The organism is Paenibacillus sinopodophylli (genome assembly GCF_005930355.1).
GTDB classification, from domain to species: domain Bacteria; phylum Bacillota; class Bacilli; order Paenibacillales; family Paenibacillaceae; genus Pristimantibacillus; species Pristimantibacillus sinopodophylli.
Genome location: NZ_VDBO01000001.1, coordinates 17728 through 35493, shown reverse-complemented (window position 1 = coordinate 35493; position 17766 = coordinate 17728). Strand labels below are relative to the sequence as shown.

11 protein-coding genes are annotated in these 17766 nt (G+C 42.8%); all 11 read right to left on the bottom strand.

The window, feature by feature from the left end; all coding sequences use genetic code 11:
* Positions 1-7: 7 nt before the first annotated feature.
* The 11 genes from FGT79_RS00120 to bglX all read right to left on the bottom strand — a co-directional run bounded on the left by FGT79_RS00120 (position 8) and on the right by bglX (position 17707).
* Entirely contained in the window at positions 8-1792 is a 1785-nt protein-coding gene (locus FGT79_RS00120) for a sensor histidine kinase (protein WP_138750770.1), read from the bottom strand.
* A gap of 68 nt (positions 1793-1860) precedes the next feature.
* Positions 1861-2730: a carbohydrate ABC transporter permease gene (locus tag FGT79_RS00115; protein ID WP_138750769.1), complete on the bottom strand. Its 870-nt coding sequence runs from the start codon at positions 2728-2730 to the stop codon at positions 1861-1863.
* Position 2731: 1 nt separating this feature from the next.
* Positions 2732-3646 carry an ABC transporter permease gene (locus FGT79_RS00110; RefSeq protein WP_138750768.1) on the bottom strand — a complete coding sequence of 305 codons (915 nt, stop codon included), beginning with the start codon at positions 3644-3646 and terminating at the stop codon, positions 2732-2734.
* Positions 3647-3757: 111 nt separating this feature from the next.
* Positions 3758-5353: a type 2 periplasmic-binding domain-containing protein gene (locus FGT79_RS00105; RefSeq protein WP_138750767.1), complete on the bottom strand. Its 1596-nt coding sequence runs from the start codon at positions 5351-5353 to the stop codon at positions 3758-3760.
* A 363-nt stretch (positions 5354-5716) separates the two neighbouring features.
* Positions 5717-6805, bottom strand: a complete 1089-nt coding sequence (locus FGT79_RS00100) for a phosphotriesterase family protein (RefSeq protein ID WP_138750766.1) — start codon at positions 6803-6805, stop codon at positions 5717-5719.
* A gap of 31 nt (positions 6806-6836) precedes the next feature.
* On the bottom strand, positions 6837-7595 hold the full coding sequence (locus FGT79_RS00095; protein WP_138750765.1) for an SDR family NAD(P)-dependent oxidoreductase: 759 nt from the start codon (positions 7593-7595) through the stop codon (positions 6837-6839).
* A 274-nt stretch (positions 7596-7869) separates the two neighbouring features.
* Positions 7870-8598 carry a helix-turn-helix transcriptional regulator gene (locus tag FGT79_RS00090; RefSeq protein WP_138750764.1) on the bottom strand — a complete coding sequence of 243 codons (729 nt, stop codon included), beginning with the start codon at positions 8596-8598 and terminating at the stop codon, positions 7870-7872.
* 147 nt (positions 8599-8745) lie between these two features.
* Positions 8746-11208, bottom strand: a complete 2463-nt coding sequence (locus FGT79_RS00085) for a glycoside hydrolase family 2 TIM barrel-domain containing protein (protein WP_138750763.1) — start codon at positions 11206-11208, stop codon at positions 8746-8748.
* Between the two features lie 227 nt (positions 11209-11435).
* Positions 11436-13769, bottom strand: a complete 2334-nt coding sequence (locus FGT79_RS00080; protein ID WP_138750762.1) for a beta-glucosidase — start codon at positions 13767-13769, stop codon at positions 11436-11438.
* Between the two features lie 44 nt (positions 13770-13813).
* On the bottom strand, positions 13814-15403 hold the full coding sequence (locus FGT79_RS00075) for a glycoside hydrolase family 43 protein (RefSeq protein ID WP_138750761.1): 1590 nt from the start codon (positions 15401-15403) through the stop codon (positions 13814-13816).
* Between the two features lie 99 nt (positions 15404-15502).
* Complete coding sequence (bglX, locus tag FGT79_RS00070; protein ID WP_138750760.1) at positions 15503-17707, bottom strand: beta-glucosidase BglX; 2205 nt, start codon at positions 17705-17707, stop codon at positions 15503-15505.
* Positions 17708-17766 lie beyond the last annotated feature (59 nt).

The following is a 17766-nucleotide window of genomic DNA, read 5'->3' as shown; positions in this document are numbered from 1 at the left end:
CTCCTTACTAGCCTTCTCGTGGTAACGGAATCAGCATCTCCACGACCGTACCTACTCCCGGTTGTACGTCAAGTCGAAGGTAATATCGCTCTCCATATTGGAGCTTGAGACGCTCAGTGATGTTACGAAGGCCGATTCCTGAATCCGAGCTTTCTTCTTCCTGATCGTCAGTAACCATTCCACTTGTATCAACTTTCTGTAGCATGTAATCGATCTCTCTTGCCTTCTGTTCAGTTAAGCCGCCACCGTTATCAATTATTCGGATACGCACTTCGTCGAAACCGACAAATTCCTCTTCAATCCTGATCAGAAGTTCACTGTTATAATTCCGGAAACCATGCTTGATACTGTTCTCTACGATTGGTTGGAAGACTAGTGGAATGACCGGTGATTCCATTACTCTTTCACTAAGCTGCACATCAAGTTTAAAGCGATTATCATAGCGAATATTTTGTAAGAAAATATAATTCGCAGCATATTCAACTTCATGCCGAATGAGATGGCTGCCCCTGTCTTTCCCTAGCGATAATCGAAACATTCGTGCCAGTACTTTAATCATTTCGGCAATGTCATCTTGTTCCTTGATTACTGCCTTCATCCGAATTGACTCAAGCGTATTGTAGAGCATGTGTGGATTGATCTGCGCTTGAAGGGCTAGAAATTGGGCTTGTTTGCGCTTCATTCCCGCTTTGAAAACATCTTCGATGAGTTCTCCGATTCGTAAGATCATTTTATTATAGCTATTGACAAGCCCGCTGATTTCATCATGTGCGGTAGGTACCGGAATCAGAATGGAATAGTGGCCTAATTCCACTTGCTTCATGCTCCTGCGCAAATTCAAAATTGGCTTTGTAATTTTGTAGCTAAACAAAATCGAAATAAACGCTATAAATATCAGGCATACAACAATAGACCATAAGGTTACATGCTTAATGCTTTGGATTGGGGCGAGCAGCTTGCTCAAGGGAATTTCGGCGCTAATTCGCAACTTCCCACCGTATGCTCTATCCGAAAGAACGATAAGACCATTCTCGTCTCCTTCATCTTTCGCCTTATACGGTTGATTGATCAACGAATTCCAAGACCGCTTGCCGGTCGCAGCATCTGAATGATATAGAATGCCGCCGTTCTCGTTAGTGACGACAAGTCGGATATCATAGCGATTTCCTAATGAGAGGAAAATTTCACTCAGGTTGATTAACTTGTTTGGATCCATGTCCATTAAGATCATGCCTGCATAACTCCCATTATAATTCCACAAAACTCTTCCGACGGTGAAGACAGCCCCCCTCTTTTCCTTATTGTAATAAGATCGATCATGAATAGGAGTTATGAACATCTGGCGCTCCTGTGCTTTGGCGCTTTTGAACCAATCCTGTTCCTGCAACTTCTCCACATTCACATAGTCGGGTGCACGCGTATAGTCATACATCTCGCCTGTGGAACCAACTAGCATGACCGTGTCGATCTCCGGGTATACAGTCGTGATGTCACTGAAAAAGCGGGATAGAATCAGCTTGTTCTCTATAAGCTCATCCATATTGTCCGTTTGCTCTGACATCAGTAAGTGTATAATGTCTCGTTCGAGCAAAACGGATCGAGTCGATTGATTATGCCTATCCATAAAATCATCCAGATTTGTCGTCGCCTGAGATACATACATCGACGCAAACTCCTGCGACGCATCCTCGACACTCTTCGCAGACAACTGATAGATGGTCAAGCTGATAAGTAGAATCGGAATGATCGAAGCCAAGAAATAACTGATGATCAGTTTATTACGAAGCTTCATCTCGCCAATCCTACTTCGTAGCGTTTTTATTAGCACGTCATACCCTGCTTTCAAGCGCTTTGATTACGTTATCCCTTCACAGAACCGAGCATGGCACCCTTCGCGAAATATTTTTGCAGATATGGATAGACCGCAAGAATCGGAAGGACAGCGAAGACGATTGTGACGGCACGCAGCGTCCTTGAATTGTAATTCAATAATTCTACGTTGCCAACAATGGGTAGTTCATTATCGCTTGTAATGAACTGACGAATCTTGATCTGAAGCGGATACCAATCCGGATCCTGTATAAATAGTAGGGGATGCTGGAATTGGTTCCATATGACAACCGCGTAGAACAGGCCAAGTGTTGCAAGTACAGCCTTGGATAATGGGAGAACGAGACTGAACAGAACCCGGAAGTAACCTGCACCCTCAACATGTGCTGCTTCTTCCAACTCTTTTGGAAATTGTTGAAAAAAAGTTCTCATGATGATGAGGTTAAAAGCGGTAAGTATATGCGGAATCACAAGTACTAATGGATTGTCATACAAGCCGACGCTTTTAACTGTTAAGAAGTATGGTATAAGCGGAGCTTTGAAAACCATAGTTACTACAGCAGCGATCATTACTAATCTGCCAAGCATAAACTCCTTTTTTGTCAGTGGATACGCCGTTAGAGCAGTGATTAATAGAGCAATAACGGTGCCGACCGCAGTCGAAACCAAGGTGACAGCAAATGATCTCCACAGGTCAGGCCGATCCAGCACATACTTCCAGGAGTCAAGTGTGAATTCTTGCGGCCAAATCGTGACAAGATTGAGCTCCACGGGCAAACGCGAACTGAAGGAGGTTGCGAGTACCGAGAACAAGGGCACGATGGCGACTGCGGATATGATACAGAGTACGATAATCGTGAAAGCCTGAAGGACTTTCTCGCCAAATGTTAAGCGTACCATATTACCACAACCCTTCATCGGATACTTTTTTGGACAAGCGATTGAAGATTAATACTAAGACGAAACCGATTATGGCTTGGAACAAGCCTACCGCCGTTGCGAAGCTGTAACGAGCTTCTTGAATTCCTGTACGATACACATAGGTATCTATAATGTCCCCGACTGAATACGTCATTGGGGTAAGAAGGTTGAAAACTTGATCAAAGCCGAGCTCAAGGAAATTCCCTATATCGAGCAGGAACAGGACTACAACCGTCGGAAGGAGCAGTGGCAACGTAATTTTGATCATCTGCTTGAAACGCGAAGCACCATCCACAAGAGCAGATTCATAAATTCCCGGATCCATTGAACTGATGGCTGCTAAGTAAACAATCGTTCCCCAGCCGGCATCACGCCAGATCCCAGTGAGAACATAGATCCATCGGAAGTATTTCTCCTGCTGCATAACCAGACTGGGTTCGAAACCGAACCAATCCAGAACCGTATTGAAAATCCCATTAAGGGAGAAGATATCAAACGTAATTCCCGAAATAATAACCCAGGACATGAAATGCGGAATGTATAGCGCGGTTTGCACTCCCTTCTTAAGAAGCACAAATCTAACCTCATTAATAAGAAGAGCAAGCACGATAGGTACCGGGAAAATAATGGCGACCTTCAGAAGTCCCAGTAGCAACGTGTTCGTAAAGACGCGGTAGAAATCAGGTGAATCCAATAGCAACTTAAAGTTGTTAAAGCCAACCCACGGACTGTCCGTGATTCCTTTAAAAATCGAATAATTCTGAAAGGCGATTATCGATCCACCAATTGGAATAAACTTAAAGATAATGAAAAATGTTATACCCGGCAATACCATTAGGTATAAGGGCCAACATTGTTTAATATTGAGTAAAAAACGAAATGACGCTTTGATCATATGATTTCCCTCCACCTATGCTACTTATTTTTCTATTGTGTAAGGAACAAGGAAAGGCAACCCTCTCGGGCTGCCCTCGCTTGTTAACTGAGGAGCTAAATCGGATAATTTTTATTTACCGACTTTCGCGTACCACTCCCGAGCCTGCTTCGTTACAGCCTCGCCGCCGGATTTGTTCCACTTGTCGACGAATTCGTCGAACTTGTCAATCGGATATGTTCCGATAATAATCTTGGTTGCATATTCTTGCCATAGTTTGTGATTCTTGATGTCTGGATAATTCTCATAGACACTCGAAGGCATACCGTCTCCAGCGATTACTTTAACGTATTGCTGAAGATCCTTCATGTTTTTGATACTCTGATCATATTGCCATTGGTTGTCTGGAGTTGCACTTTGATTCAACAGGTCTTCTTGGAACTCAATCGTACCGAATTGATCATACGGGTTCAGCCTATTCTGCTGCGTACTTTTATCCTCAGGAAGTACCGTTTTCTTACCATCAACAAGTTTATAATGCATGCCTTCAACGCCTAAATAAAGATCAGACCATTTTGATTGATCCGCGATCCCGTTTAAAAATTTCAAGCTAGTCATAAGATGCTCTTCATCTTGCTGAGAGCTCACTACCCAAGCCGGGTTACCAACTTGTTTGGTTGTGATAAATCCTTTACCTTCGTAGCCTGGAGCTTGCAGTATGGGTAGAACAGAGAAATCTGCTTTAGCTCCAGTTGCTTGTTCAATGTTGGATAAGTGCATCCATGTCGTTTGGCCCCAGTGGTAATAGTTACCAACCACATTGGAATCGATCTTTCCATCCCAAGCTGCTTTATCATTCAGGAATGTTTCTTGATCAAGTAATTTTTGTTGATAAAGCTGATGAATAAAGGCCAAAGCGTCCTTCATGTTCGGAGAAACGGCCGAATAGGTCAATTCGCCATTATACAAATCCCATTCCGGATTCCCCTCCAGCATCGCGACACCATATTGATTGTAGAGATGATCCATCCATCGGGCGTTCTCGCGTCCACCAGTTGGAATCTCATCGGCTTTACCGTTTCCGTTAGGATCTTTTTCTTTAAACTGCTTCAAAACATTGACGTATTCTTCTTGCGTCTTCGGCATTTGAAGATTCAGCTTATCCAACCAATCTTGCCGAATAAGGCCCGTCGTCTTCTCATACGACGTAACAGAAGGAATCCAGTAAATTTTGCCTTGGCCAGTCGGATCGTTCGCCTTAACGACATTCCATACATCTTCAGGAATAAGCTTCCACAGGTTTGGCGCATACTTCGGAAGTAGTTCCGTAAGATCAGTAATTGCTCCATTCTTCGCGAGTTCCGCCTCGTTGCCATTCCAAGGCATGAAAACGTTCGGCATCTCTCCAGCGGCAATTTTCATATTAAGCGTATTCAAATAATCCGTGCCACCGTTCCATTCCACATAAGGACTGACAACGCCTACGCCAAGCAAATCGGTATAGGACTTATAGAGTGGGCTGTCCTTGTCGATACCTTTAAATCCGATATTCGTCCACCACACGTTTAAATCTACAAGCTTCTCGCTGGATGGGTTAGCCGAACCGTTTGCAGAGTTTGTTGTGCTCGATGGTTGACTGTTTTCGTTGTTGGAGCCGCAGCCCGTTACTAGACCAACCATCATCACACCGGCTAAGATTAAGGTAAGCAGTTTCTTTCTGTTAAGCATGTTTTTCCCCCTTAGATTATTTTTTAGATTGCGCAATTCTGTGTCGAAATATGTCTTGTATGCGCTTACCAACAGATTAACACATCAACCGATACGCTTAAACGGGGGAGATTTGGACGATTACTGGGTCATTTTTGAGGTTTTATCAACAGTAAACTACTATCCGTATTCTATTTTATTTTCGCTACTCCTTAGACGACTTTTTGAATGACAGTTAGACGACTTTCCATTTTTCCTAAGGCTTTTTTAGGTGAACTGTAAAACAGCCAATTAATAAAAAAGACATGCTACACCTCACTCTTTAGGAGGCTGTAACATGTCCTGTATTTAGTTTTTACTCTATGTGTCCAAAAATTATTAAAGTTAATAGGCTAATATTCTCGCTGGATTCTCAACCGTCAGCTTATTAATGATATCGTCGCCAAATCCAAGTTCTTTGAGAATAGGAAGAACGAACCCAGCAAAACCTGTAAATCCTGTGTAGCCATAAGTTACACCACGCGACTTGTCGTATATATCATGACCAAGAGCAATTTGCGAGGCATAACCTTTCTTCAACAGGTCAGCGAGACCCTTAACTCGGTCATAATCATCGGGCAACGTATTCACCAACATCCCCCATGAATCAAAGCCGATGTTTACTCCCTTTTCCAACACCTTTGTTTGAAGATCCGTATTTACACATCTGACCGCTTCAATCGTTGAATAATAATCAGAAATCTTGGATGGCGTTCTTAGAAAGGAATCCAAATGCATGATATGAACTTTTTCCGGTTTCATGCCGCATTCATAGATTGCAATATCAACACCCTGTAATATATGCTCACCAGTCAGAGGCGCAGCAGTGTGAACATGTAAGCTCATACCTGTATAAGCTGCAACCTTAGCACAGGCTCTAAGTGTTTTTAATTCAATTTCATGAATCGTGCAGTCTGGATTGAGAACATTTAATGCACATTTCAAAAACCCGGGTTTGATTGTGGTTCCGTCTATTCCCTCTTTAATCTCTTTTTCAAAATGGGCTATTAATTCTTTTTCGCTTCTAGACATAAACTCTTCAGGCTGAGCTGCCGCATGGTACAGACCTGTCGCGCACACGATATGGACATCAGCCATCTCCGAAGCTTCCTTCATATCAGTGACATCTCCTCTTAATCCAATCGGAGATGCGTCAACAACTGCGTTTCCACCGATCTTCTTAAATGCCGTCAGTTCCTTAGTCAAATAGTCAACATCGCCAAGAGTAGAGCATTCATCTGAAAACAACCCCAAACCGCTTCTTAGGGAGGCCATGTTTTCAGGTGTTAAAGTCAACTTCTCCGATGGTATCGGAGGTATAAACCCTAATTGATTCCTTAAGAATGCCAGATCACAAATTGTATGCTCGTGCATGGTAGTAAACCCCAACTCTTCAGGGAATATATCCCCTCTAACAGTCGTTATCCTCTTCAAAAGATTCCCTCCCAGAAATGCACTAATTGGATTACCAGTGTATATCTACGCCGCCTTCAACTCGTATATCTTGTCCGGTAATCCATCTGCTATCTTCTGATGCCAAAAACAAAATAACGGGAACAACATCATCTTCCGGTATTCCAACTCTATTGAAGGGACTAGATTTCGCCACTTCCGTCATAATGACATCATAAAGCTCTTTCGGAGAGTCATTGATTACCGTATCCGTTATCGCTATAGGACTTACATTATTCACTCGAATATTATATTTACCCCATTCTTTAGCGACGGTCTTGGTTAATGCGCCAACAGCGCCTTTAGCTGCAGTATAGGACGCATATCCATCCAAGCCTTGCACAGCATTGCTAATGAAATTAATAATCGACCCGCCATTTTCTTTCATTAAAGGATGGCAAAGCTGCATCATGGTCCATGTAGCAAAAAGCTGCGTTTTCAATGAATGTTCTAAGTCCTCAATTGTCTGATCTAGGAAAGGTACCATATAGTTCGATGAAGTTGCTCCATTAATTAATACATCAACATGTCCAAATTTCTCTTGAATCTTCTGCACGAATAGCTTCATTTGCTCTTGTTCTTTTAAATTTGTTACCAATGCTAATACTTCTGCACCTTCTGCCTCGCATAACTTGGCCGTTTCCTTTAACTTCTCTTCTTGAATATCACAAATCGCCACTTTTGTCCCTTCTTTGGCAAAACGGATTGCATTCTGTTTTCCAAGTCCTGCAGCAGCCCCAGTAATTACAATCACTTTATCTTTAAATTTCATTTGCGACACCTCAACTATTGGTTAGATTTTTGAAAAACTTCATCAAACAGAACTTATGCTAATATGAATGACAGCTTTACTTTATCAAATTTCGAATCGGTAACGTTACAAGTCTTCTCTTTTTTATATCAGATTTGTACGGTATTTTTTAATAGGTTCAAATAAGAAATAGACCGTTCTCCACCAAGGAGAAGATCTATATCTTATCTGGACTCACTCGTTTATTTTTAGTTATTTCGTGCTACAGTTTTTTTCGATGCCCTGTTCCTTACCCTTATTTTTGAATGCTTAGACTTTGATTACGAACAGGTTTAAGACGAAACTGATGAGGTGTGATTCTCGTTTCCCTGCGAAATATATCGGTGAAATGGCTTTGCGAACTGAAGCCAAGCTTATGTCCAATATCATTTAATGTTAGCGAGCTATGTTCGAGAAGTTGCATAGCCTCTGAAATCTTCTCCTTACGAATACGATCAGAAAGCGTTTCACCCGTCTCTCGTTTATATACATGGGAAAGATGACTCCGGCTGAAGTGAAGCGCCTCCGCAATTTCGCTGACAGTAAGGGATTCGTACAGATGTTCTTTAATATATTGATGACAATTCCTTACTAAAGGAGAATAGCGTTCATCCCCTTGTGCAATAGCGACATTGTCAGCATACTCAATGAAAACTTGATGATGTAAATCTAATAAAGCTTGTACGGTTTTGGCATGTTGTGCCTTTTGGATATAGTTGCGGTATATACCGGAGGCTACCATTTCAGACATCCCGCCTTCTACGGCGGAACGTACAATTTGAGGCCATAGAAACTGAACAACCATATAGGTAAAAGACAAACGATCACTAAATATCAGCTTTGTATAGGATTGAATTTCGGGAGTACTTAATTCTCTTTCGATTTTTATTCGACGGCCGTCGCGAACGCAATCCAATAAAAACGATAGTATGGCATTCCCCCTCTGTCTCGCGTATTCATCAGAAATATCGGTTTGAAAGTCCATTGTAAGCGCCTCCTTGTCAAATCAATATATCTATCATACCAGAGAATTGAGCAGATTTTCATCTTAGAGAACCTTCGGGCTCCTTAGAAAAAAAGCCATCCAGGTTATCTGGTTGGCTTTCGCTTTAATTAGAACATTTTTACATACTTATCTAACTTGAATCGTAATGCTTTGCGGAGCGCATCCATCTGCAGATGCATTCACCGTAATGGTTCCCCTCTCCGATTTGGAGCGGACAACCGCAAGCACCTTTCCGTCAAACGTTGTTCTTTCCAAATCGTAGAAGTTTTCCAAGCTCTTCGGATCTGCACTGCCGAATCCTTGTAGCGTACCTGCTCCTTCTACAGATATGGATATTTTCCTATCCGATGAAGCCTGCAGGATACCCTCTTCGTCTACCAACGAGATCATGATATAAGCTAAGTCAGCGCTTGTGCTTTGCAGCTCCACGCGATCACTTTCCACATTCAATTTAAGTTCTTTTCCTGCTGTTCTCAGGATCATACGCCCTGTTTCTTCGCCGCTCATATACGCAACAGCTGTAAGTTCACCTGACTGATATACTGTATCAAATATTGCTTTAAACCGATTCTTCTCTCCCACTGCAGCCTTACCAATAGAATTACCGTTTAACAGCAGTTCTACTTCCTCAGCATCCGAGTACACTTCAATCTTCACAGGGTTGTTTTCTGCGCCTGGCCAAGTCCAACTAGAGATCGAATCACTCCAAGACCAAGCTGATTTCATATATTTCTGATTGTAATGCTGCGGTCTTTGAACAGCGATAAATGGCTCTTTTCTTAAGCCCCATACAATTTCACGATAGTAGGACGCTGGTCTGCGATTGCCGATAATATCAATATCTCCGCAATAGGCGACATACCATGGATACGGAGCGTAGATTGCTTTACTTTCATCTAACGTATAATCAAACTTACCAATGCCTGCTTCACCAAGATAATCCCAGCCTGTCCAAGTGAAATCACCGATAATATGGCTATTAGCCTTCGTCAATCTCCAATTAATATCAATATCATGAGGCATCGTCTCTGTACCGCAAATGACCCGATTTGGATAAAGCTCCTTATCCATCTCATATCTGCCATTCATGTAGTTATAGCCTGCAACATCGACAGCCGCAAACGCTTCTTCCGTTACTGCCCCTACGCTTTCATGCTTAACAATTTGATTCTTCTGATTCATAAGATTCGACATCACTGTATTAATCTCGTTAGAATCCAACTGCTCGGTATCAGCTGCTGTTTCATTACTTTCTCCGGCGAAGCTCGCCATGACCTCACCTAGTCGATCCATAATACACAACCATCCATTAACAGAGGTTGTGATGAATCTTGTTCCATCCATGGAACGAAGCTTCTCAGCAATTTGCCGATTCATACTTGCTCCATCACCCGTTGCAACCTCCCTAATTTCATTGCCAATCGAATACATAATGACACTTGGATGATTATAATCCTTGTCGATCATAGCTTGTACGTCTCTTTCCCACCATTCTTGGAAATATAAACCGTAGTCATATTCCGTCTGACAAGAATTCCACATATCGAACGTTTCATCCATAACTAGCATGCCATGCCGATCACAAGCATCAAGCAAAGCTTTGGATATCGGCTGGTGAGCACTTCTTATGGCATTAAACCCTGCTTCTTTCATCTTTTCTATGCGTCTCTCCTCAGCCCGCTCAAACGTGCATGCACCGATTACGCCATTATCATGATGAATACAAGCCCCTCTTAACTTAACGACTTCTCCATTGATTCTTAGACCGTTTTGTGTATCCAATTGCAGCTTTCTAATTCCGAAATGATTCTTCTCTTCATCAACTATTTGGTCGTCAACAACGATTTTGGAATAACAATAATAAAGATTTGGTTCTTCAACTGACCATAATTTTGGCGCTTGAACCGACATCCGATGTCTAACTGTCACTGAATCTCTAGAAAATACGGTTACAGGCACCATATCAGACGCAACGATATTCCCAGCTGCATCCTGAATCTCTGTATACAAATATGCTCTTTGCGTATTCCTTCCGTCGTATTCCAAAACGGTACTAATCTCTACAATTGCCTGGTCATCTGCAATGTCAGGGGTGCTAATTCGGACGCCGTCTTCCTTAATATGCAGCAGTTCACCAATCATAATGTTTACGTTGCGGTAAATGCCGCTTCCCGTGTACCATCTTGAACTCGGTTCTGCTCCATTTTTAACAAGAACTTTGATTTCATTGTCTGCATCCCATTTCAAGAACCGATTAGCCTTCACATAGAAGTTGCTATAACCGAATGGACATTTTCCTGCAAAATCTCCATTAATATAGACCATTGCATTCATATATACGCCTTCAAACTCGAGGACGATGTTTTTATCCTCATATTCCTTTGGCGCATACCAATTTTTCTTATAGGTATAATTTCCGCCTGGAAAATAACCCGTATTGTGTTGGTTATCACAATTTTTATTTCTTTCTTCAAGAACCATGGCATCATGTGGTAACGTGACTTCTATTTCTTGATCTGAATTGGAAGCTGAAAAGTTTATCGTACCTTTTGAAAATACCCATTTTTCATTAAACGATTGCTTTAACATGTGATTACCCCTTTCAATCATACTTCGCTCACTTTGTTCAGCTTATTACAATACAAGAAAGCTGACTAACGTTATCACGACTACTTGACTTGTGTTTTAAAGACTTTATTACAGTAAACACTTTCATTACATAGTTCAAAGGCACAACTTCCTCAATTAAACTTGAGGAGATTGTGCCTTTTTATATTAAAGATTCCGATTAAGTTTCTAAATGAATTCAGATATAATTAATCCGCTTTCTTAACTGCATGATTAAACTGCTCCAACATCATGTTCAGCGTTTCTTCCGTCATCGCGCCTCCCGTAAAAGGCAGTAGACCACGAAGCGGCATATACTGAATCATCGCCTTCTTCATGTCCGAAGAAACGGCATCAGATGGATCCGACAGCGATTCTGGTTGCGGTTCCGATTGCGGCGCAATACCCTGCAAACGCTGAAGAAGCGGTGCTGTTTTTGGATTACTCATAATTTCGCCCAATGTGGAATTGCGATGGAAGATAGTCTGAAGCTCAACAGTAGAAACTACCTTCAAGGATGAACGAAGTACGAGGTCACGTGAGGATTTACTAATCATCACCTCATATTCACCTGACTCGACATGCCAATCCCTCAGCGATTCGTTATAATACGCAAAGCTTCTTTTGTCGAGCGTGAAGCTAACCTTCTTTTCCTCACCTGCTTGAAGAGCGACCTTAATGAAGCCTTTGAGTTCCTTCTCCGGTCGGATTACATGTGGATTGACTGCTCTCACATAGAGTTGAACAACCTCTTGTCCAAAGCGTTGTCCCGTATTCTTCACGCTAACGGTTACGTTCACAGATTCTTGATCCGTGATGTTCGCACTGCTAATATCTAAATCCGAGTATTCAAATGTAGTATAGCTAAGCCCGTAGCCGAATGGGAAAAGCGGCTCCAGCTCCTTCGAATCGTAATAACGATAACCGACGAAGATCCCTTCTCGGTATTCCACTTGGTCCTTCTCACCTGGGAAATACGGATGGGAAGGATTATGTTTCTGGTTCAATGGGAACGTTTCCGCTAGTTTCCCGCTTGGATTCGCGTCACCGAATAGAAGATCAGTGACTGCCCCTCCAAACGCTTGACCGCCTAAGTAGCCTTCAAGGACAGCCTTGGCATTGCCTATCCATGGCATTACAATAGGTGCGCCGTTACTAAGAACTACAACGAGATTAGGCTGTACCGCAGCAACTTGTTCAATCACGATTCGTTGATTTTCGGGCAGGTTCAGGTGAGTCCTGTCATATCCTTCTGATTCATAGCGATCTGGAAGACCAACAAACAAGACGACAACGTCGGAACTAGCTCCTAGCTGTTTAGCTTCCTCAATTAATGCTTCAACAGTAACATCGCTATCTAGATCATATCCCTGGGCATATTTAACTTCTGCTTGGCTGCCAGCTGCCTTTATCATCTCTTGGAGCGGTTGATCTAGCTTCGTCGGATTAATATGAGAGCTGCCTCCGCCTTGATAGCGTACCTTATCTGCAAGGGCTCCGATGACAGCAATTTTCCCTTCTCTTGCAAGTGGGAGAATTCCGCCGTCGTTTTTGAGCAATACCATCGTTTCTTGAGCGGTCTGTCTTGCCAAAGCATGATGGACATCCTGATCATACACTGCATCGGATTTCCGATTCGCATATGCCTTGAAAACTACGCTAAGCAATCGCTCCACAGACTGATTAAGCACTTCTTCGGACAATTGACCATTCTCGACCGCATCAATAATACTTTTCTGTCCAATACCATGACTAGCTGGCATTTCAAGCGCCATTCCTGCTGCAACGCTGGCTACAGCTTCATTCACTGCTCCCCAATCGGACACGACAAACCCTTCATGTCCCCATTCCTTCTTGAGGATATCCGTAAGCAAATATTCATTCTCTGAACAATACTCACCATTGACACGGTTATAGGCCGACATCACCGTCCACGGCTGCGATTTCTTGACGGCCATTTCGAAGCCGGTCAAATAGATTTCTCGCAGCGTCCGTTCATCAACGACCGCATTGATCGTCATCCGACGATGCTCCTGATTATTAACGGCAAAATGCTTGAGCGAAGTACCAACGCCTTGACTTTGAACTCCGTTAATATGTGCAATCGCCATTTCACCAGTTAGATAAGGGTCCTCAGAGAAATACTCAAAATTTCGTCCGCACAACGGCGAGCGTTTAATATTGGCAGCAGGTCCTAGCAGAATGGAAACCCCTTCTGCCTGACTTTCTTTCCCCAACGCTTCTCCTACACGGTTCACCAGTTCCAAATTCCATGAGCTTGCCAAGCCGGCAGCAGATGGAAAACAGGTAGCCGGCGAACTGCCATTGAGCCCCAGGTGGTCTGCTTCAGCACCGTCTTGCTTCCGAACGCCATGCGGGCCGTCCGTCAGCAAAATGGATGGAATCCCCAGCCGTTCAATCGCTTTGGTCATCCAGAACGATTCACCAGAGCATAGACTAGCTTTTTCCTCCAGTGTCATCTGGGCAATAAGCCCTCGAATATCTTTTGTTTTGTTATTCAAGTTAACGGTTTGTCCGGTCATATTCCTCTTCCTTTCAGTTCCATTGGATTCGAAAGATTTTAAAATTATTTGTTTTTTAAAGACGCTATGATCATTGCTGCAAAGTCCATTGGTTCTTTTTCCTCACCTGGACAATATTCGAAATAATCAAAACGAGCAGATGTTCGAGCATCCTTTCCATTCCCCGTAGCATACATAGCTATAAAAATACCTGTGTAACCGCCGGCTACTTCGGTTGCAAGCATCCCTGTTTCACCGGTACCAATCTCAATCACTTCACCACTTGACGTAGCATATGAAAACTTGTAGTGCTGCTCAGTTGCACTTATGTGAAACACTACTGTCGATTCGGAATATGGCACCTCCGCTTCCACTTTCCAAAGACTGCCGATTCGGCGCCGGAAGATTACTACAGATTGCCCCTGTTTACATGTTCTAGCAATCTCATAATGATAGTTTTCGTTCATATAAACGGTCAGGCCCGCTTCATCACCATCATCAACAGGTATAAATTCCAACAAAGATGATACTTCGCAGTTAAAGTGCTGCTGTCTCCGACCCACAAAAGCTGGTGACTCACCGTCGTCTAAGTTCGATGATTGACCGTTTAAGGTTAACCACCCCGGTTTTTCTGTTAGTGACCAAGATCCAGGCTGCGGGTTTCGGTAGAAATTCCAAACAGGAGATAACGTGTCCGAATTAAAATCATCCTTTGGCTCCCAAAGTTCCGGGACGCCAAGTGGCAGAGTTCCAGCATCATTTTCGATTTCCGCTTGTCCTGCTTCACCAATAATTGGCCACCCATTCTCTGTCCAACTCACTGCAGAAAGGTTTGTTTCCCGTCCCAAGTGATGGCGTTTGGAATGTGTGATCGGTCGAACACCAAGAAATACAGCCCACCAGCTTCCGTCCGCAGCTTGTACGAGGTCGGCATGACCAGTTGCCTGAATGCCTTTACCTGTGCTCCGGTTAGATAGGATAGGGTTAGAAGAATTACTCTCATACGGTCCGTAAGGATGACGACTTCGAGCAATGGTGACCATGTGACCGTATTCGGTTCCACCCTCAGCGATCAGCAGGTAATACCAGCCATCCATGTGATATAGGTGAGGAGCTTCCGGGTGGCTGCCACCGGTTCCCCTCCAAATGAGTCGTCTTTCACTTAACAATCTGCCTGTAGCTATTTCTAATTCCGCTTGGTAAATGCCGTCTTCTTCCCCATTGCCCCCTGCGTTGCCTGTCAGATAAACCTTTCCATCTTGATCAAAATGCAAGGATGGATCGATTCCGCCCCATCCTTCAATATAGATTGGATCTGACCATGGTCCTTCCGGCTGTTCCGCCCACACATAGAAATTTTTCCCTCTAAGAGAGAGGTTTGTTGTAATGACATAAAAACGGCCTTCGTTATAGCGGATTGTAGGTGCAAATATTCCAAAGGAAAGCGGCATAGGGAAAGGCCTTTTAAGCGGCAGTTGGTTCTCGCGTGTAAGCACATGTCCGAGCTGAGTCCAATTCACCAAATCCTTACTATGAAAAATCGGCACTCCGGGGAAATAGTCAAATGAACTGGTAACTAAATAATAATCATCTCCTACACGGCATACACTCGGATCAGGATGGAAGCCACTGATGACTGGATTGTTGTATTTCATTGATATCCCCTTCAATCTAAAGTATTGTAATGGCACATAATTACCCGCGGTAACAAATGCGTTTCATCGTGAGCTGACAGATATCCGTTTTATGATATATTAATCTACATACTCAAATGCGGCTTCTTTAACATCACTGCTGTTTTTGCCAATGAACAACTTGAACTTTCCTTCTTCAGCAGTGAAAATCATATCTTTCGTAAAGAATGATAAATCCTCATCAGTAATAACGAATTCTACTTTCACCATTTCACCTGAATCAAGCTGAACCTTCTGAAATCCTTTTAATTCCTTAACCGGTCTCACCACGCTTGCAACAATATCTTGAATATACATTTGGACCGTTTCTTTCCCTCTTCGATCACCAATATTTTTTATAGTAATGGATGCATGGATGGATTTATGTTTAATCAAAACATTTGTGTCCAGTTGAATATCGCCATATTCAAATTCGGTATAGGATAATCCATATCCGAATGGATATCTAGGCTCATTCCGTACATCCGTATATTTAGAAACTTCCTTCGTCAGATCTCCAGGTACATAGGGTCTTCCCGTTTTGAAGCCATTATAGTAAACAGGAATTTGACCAACATTCATCGGAAAGCTCATCGTCAATTTCCCTGAAGGATTCACATCGCCGAATAGAATATCAGTGATTGCCAGTGCTCCTTCAGATCCCGGGAACCAAGCTTCAACCAAAGCATCAATCTTGTCCAGAATGGGATCAAGCATTAACGGTCTTCCATTAAACAATATGCAAACAATCGGTTTATTTAGCTCGTGAAGTTTTTCTAATAACTTAACTTGCATTTTGTTTAGCGTTAAATCTGTGCGGCTTGCAGCCTCTCCGCTTTGAAGCATATGTTCGCCTAATGCAACGACAATGATATCTGCTTGGCTGGCTGCCTCTAACGCTTCATCTAAGTCTTTATTTACATCTTTGTTAGCAAACCTGCCTTGGAAATAAACCGCTAAATGACCTAGAAAAGAATAATCATCGACAATATCACACCCATGAGCGTGCAATAGATTATCGCCTATTTTATTCTCCATCGCCGTTTTTAAGGTCATGATATGCTCGCGATCTGCATGTGCAGCAGCCCATGTTCCCATCAAGGATGTTTCATTCGCATAAGGTCCAACTAATGCTACCTTTTTGTTTTTACTCAATGGCAATACGTGATTGTCATTTTTCAATAATACGACTGATTCTTGAGCTAACGCGCGTGCAATTTCCTTATTCCCCTCAGCATGTAGAACCTCTTCTTCAACTTTCGGGTCTATGCCGCGAAAAGGATCTTCAAACAATCCCAACTCATTTTTCAAATTCAACATTCTTAAGACGGCTTCATCAATCTTCGTGATATCCAATTCTTTTCTTTCTACAGCCTTTTTCAAGTGATTCGCGTATATGGATGTCTTCATATCCACATCTACGCCTGCTCCAATAGCCAGCTTAGCTGCGTGCACTTCATCTTCTGCTGCACCATGATCCATTAATTCTTTAATAGAGGCATAATCGGAATTAACAACTCCTTTGAACCCCCATTCCTTTCTCAGAACATCTCTAAGTAACCATTCATTCCCTGTAGCTGGAATTCCATCTACCGTATTAAATGAGGTCATAACCATCTTACATCCAGCTTCAACAGCTGCTTTATAGGCAGGTAGATAATCTTGTCGAAGCCTTCTTTCCGACATATCGACGTGGTTATACTCCCGTCCGCCCTCCGGAGCCCCATAAGCCGCAAAATGCTTTACACATGCAGCAAGATGCTGGTGATCTAAATTATCTTGCAGGCCTTCAACTTGAGCTCGTGCATAAACACTATTCAAAAAAGGATCTTCACCCGTAGATTCCATTACACGTCCCCATCTTGGATCGCGAACTAAGTCAACCATGGGGGAGAACGTTGCATGAATGCCTACTGCAGACGCTTCCTTAGCTACCATACCCATTCCGTCTTTCACGAGTCTGGGATTCCATGAGCACCCAAATGCTAACGGAATCGGTAGTATCGTTTTGTATCCGTAAACAACATCGGCAGCAAATAGAAGAGGTATTTTCAGCCTGCTTGTTTTCAAATGATCATCCTGCAATTTTCTTAATTTTTCTGCTCCGAATACGTTATAGACAGATCCCATATTTCGAATGACATCATCAGAAATATCCAAATCAACCTTAGGCCCCGTTAGGAATGAATTATCATCGTAAAGCGAGCCGTCCCATTGCACGAGTTGATAAATCTTTTCCTCAACCGTCATTTGGTTTATGATTTGCAAAAGTTCTTCTTCCTTCATTGTTCTGTTCCTCTCCTTTATCCACTTTGGCTTTGGAGAAACTTTTCTGAATTAACGGT

What these genes read in the sequence shown, in the direction of transcription:
- FGT79_RS00075 (WP_138750761.1), bottom strand. Translation starts at nt 15,403, where the DNA reads ATGAAATACAACAATCCAGTCATCAGTGGCTTCCATCCTGATCCGAGT.
- FGT79_RS00095 (WP_138750765.1), bottom strand. Translation starts at nt 7,595, where the DNA reads ATGAAATTTAAAGATAAAGTGATTGTAATTACTGGGGCTGCTGCAGGA.
- FGT79_RS00115 (WP_138750769.1), bottom strand. Translation starts at nt 2,730, where the DNA reads ATGGTACGCTTAACATTTGGCGAGAAAGTCCTTCAGGCTTTCACGATT.
- FGT79_RS00085 (WP_138750763.1), bottom strand. Translation starts at nt 11,208, where the DNA reads ATGTTAAAGCAATCGTTTAATGAAAAATGGGTATTTTCAAAAGGTACG.
- FGT79_RS00120 (WP_138750770.1), bottom strand. Translation starts at nt 1,792, where the DNA reads ATGAAGCTTCGTAATAAACTGATCATCAGTTATTTCTTGGCTTCGATC.
- bglX (WP_138750760.1), bottom strand. Translation starts at nt 17,707, where the DNA reads ATGAAGGAAGAAGAACTTTTGCAAATCATAAACCAAATGACGGTTGAG.
- FGT79_RS00090 (WP_138750764.1), bottom strand. Translation starts at nt 8,598, where the DNA reads ATGGACTTTCAAACCGATATTTCTGATGAATACGCGAGACAGAGGGGG.
- FGT79_RS00110 (WP_138750768.1), bottom strand. Translation starts at nt 3,646, where the DNA reads ATGATCAAAGCGTCATTTCGTTTTTTACTCAATATTAAACAATGTTGG.
- FGT79_RS00105 (WP_138750767.1), bottom strand. Translation starts at nt 5,353, where the DNA reads ATGCTTAACAGAAAGAAACTGCTTACCTTAATCTTAGCCGGTGTGATG.
- FGT79_RS00080 (WP_138750762.1), bottom strand. Translation starts at nt 13,769, where the DNA reads ATGACCGGACAAACCGTTAACTTGAATAACAAAACAAAAGATATTCGA.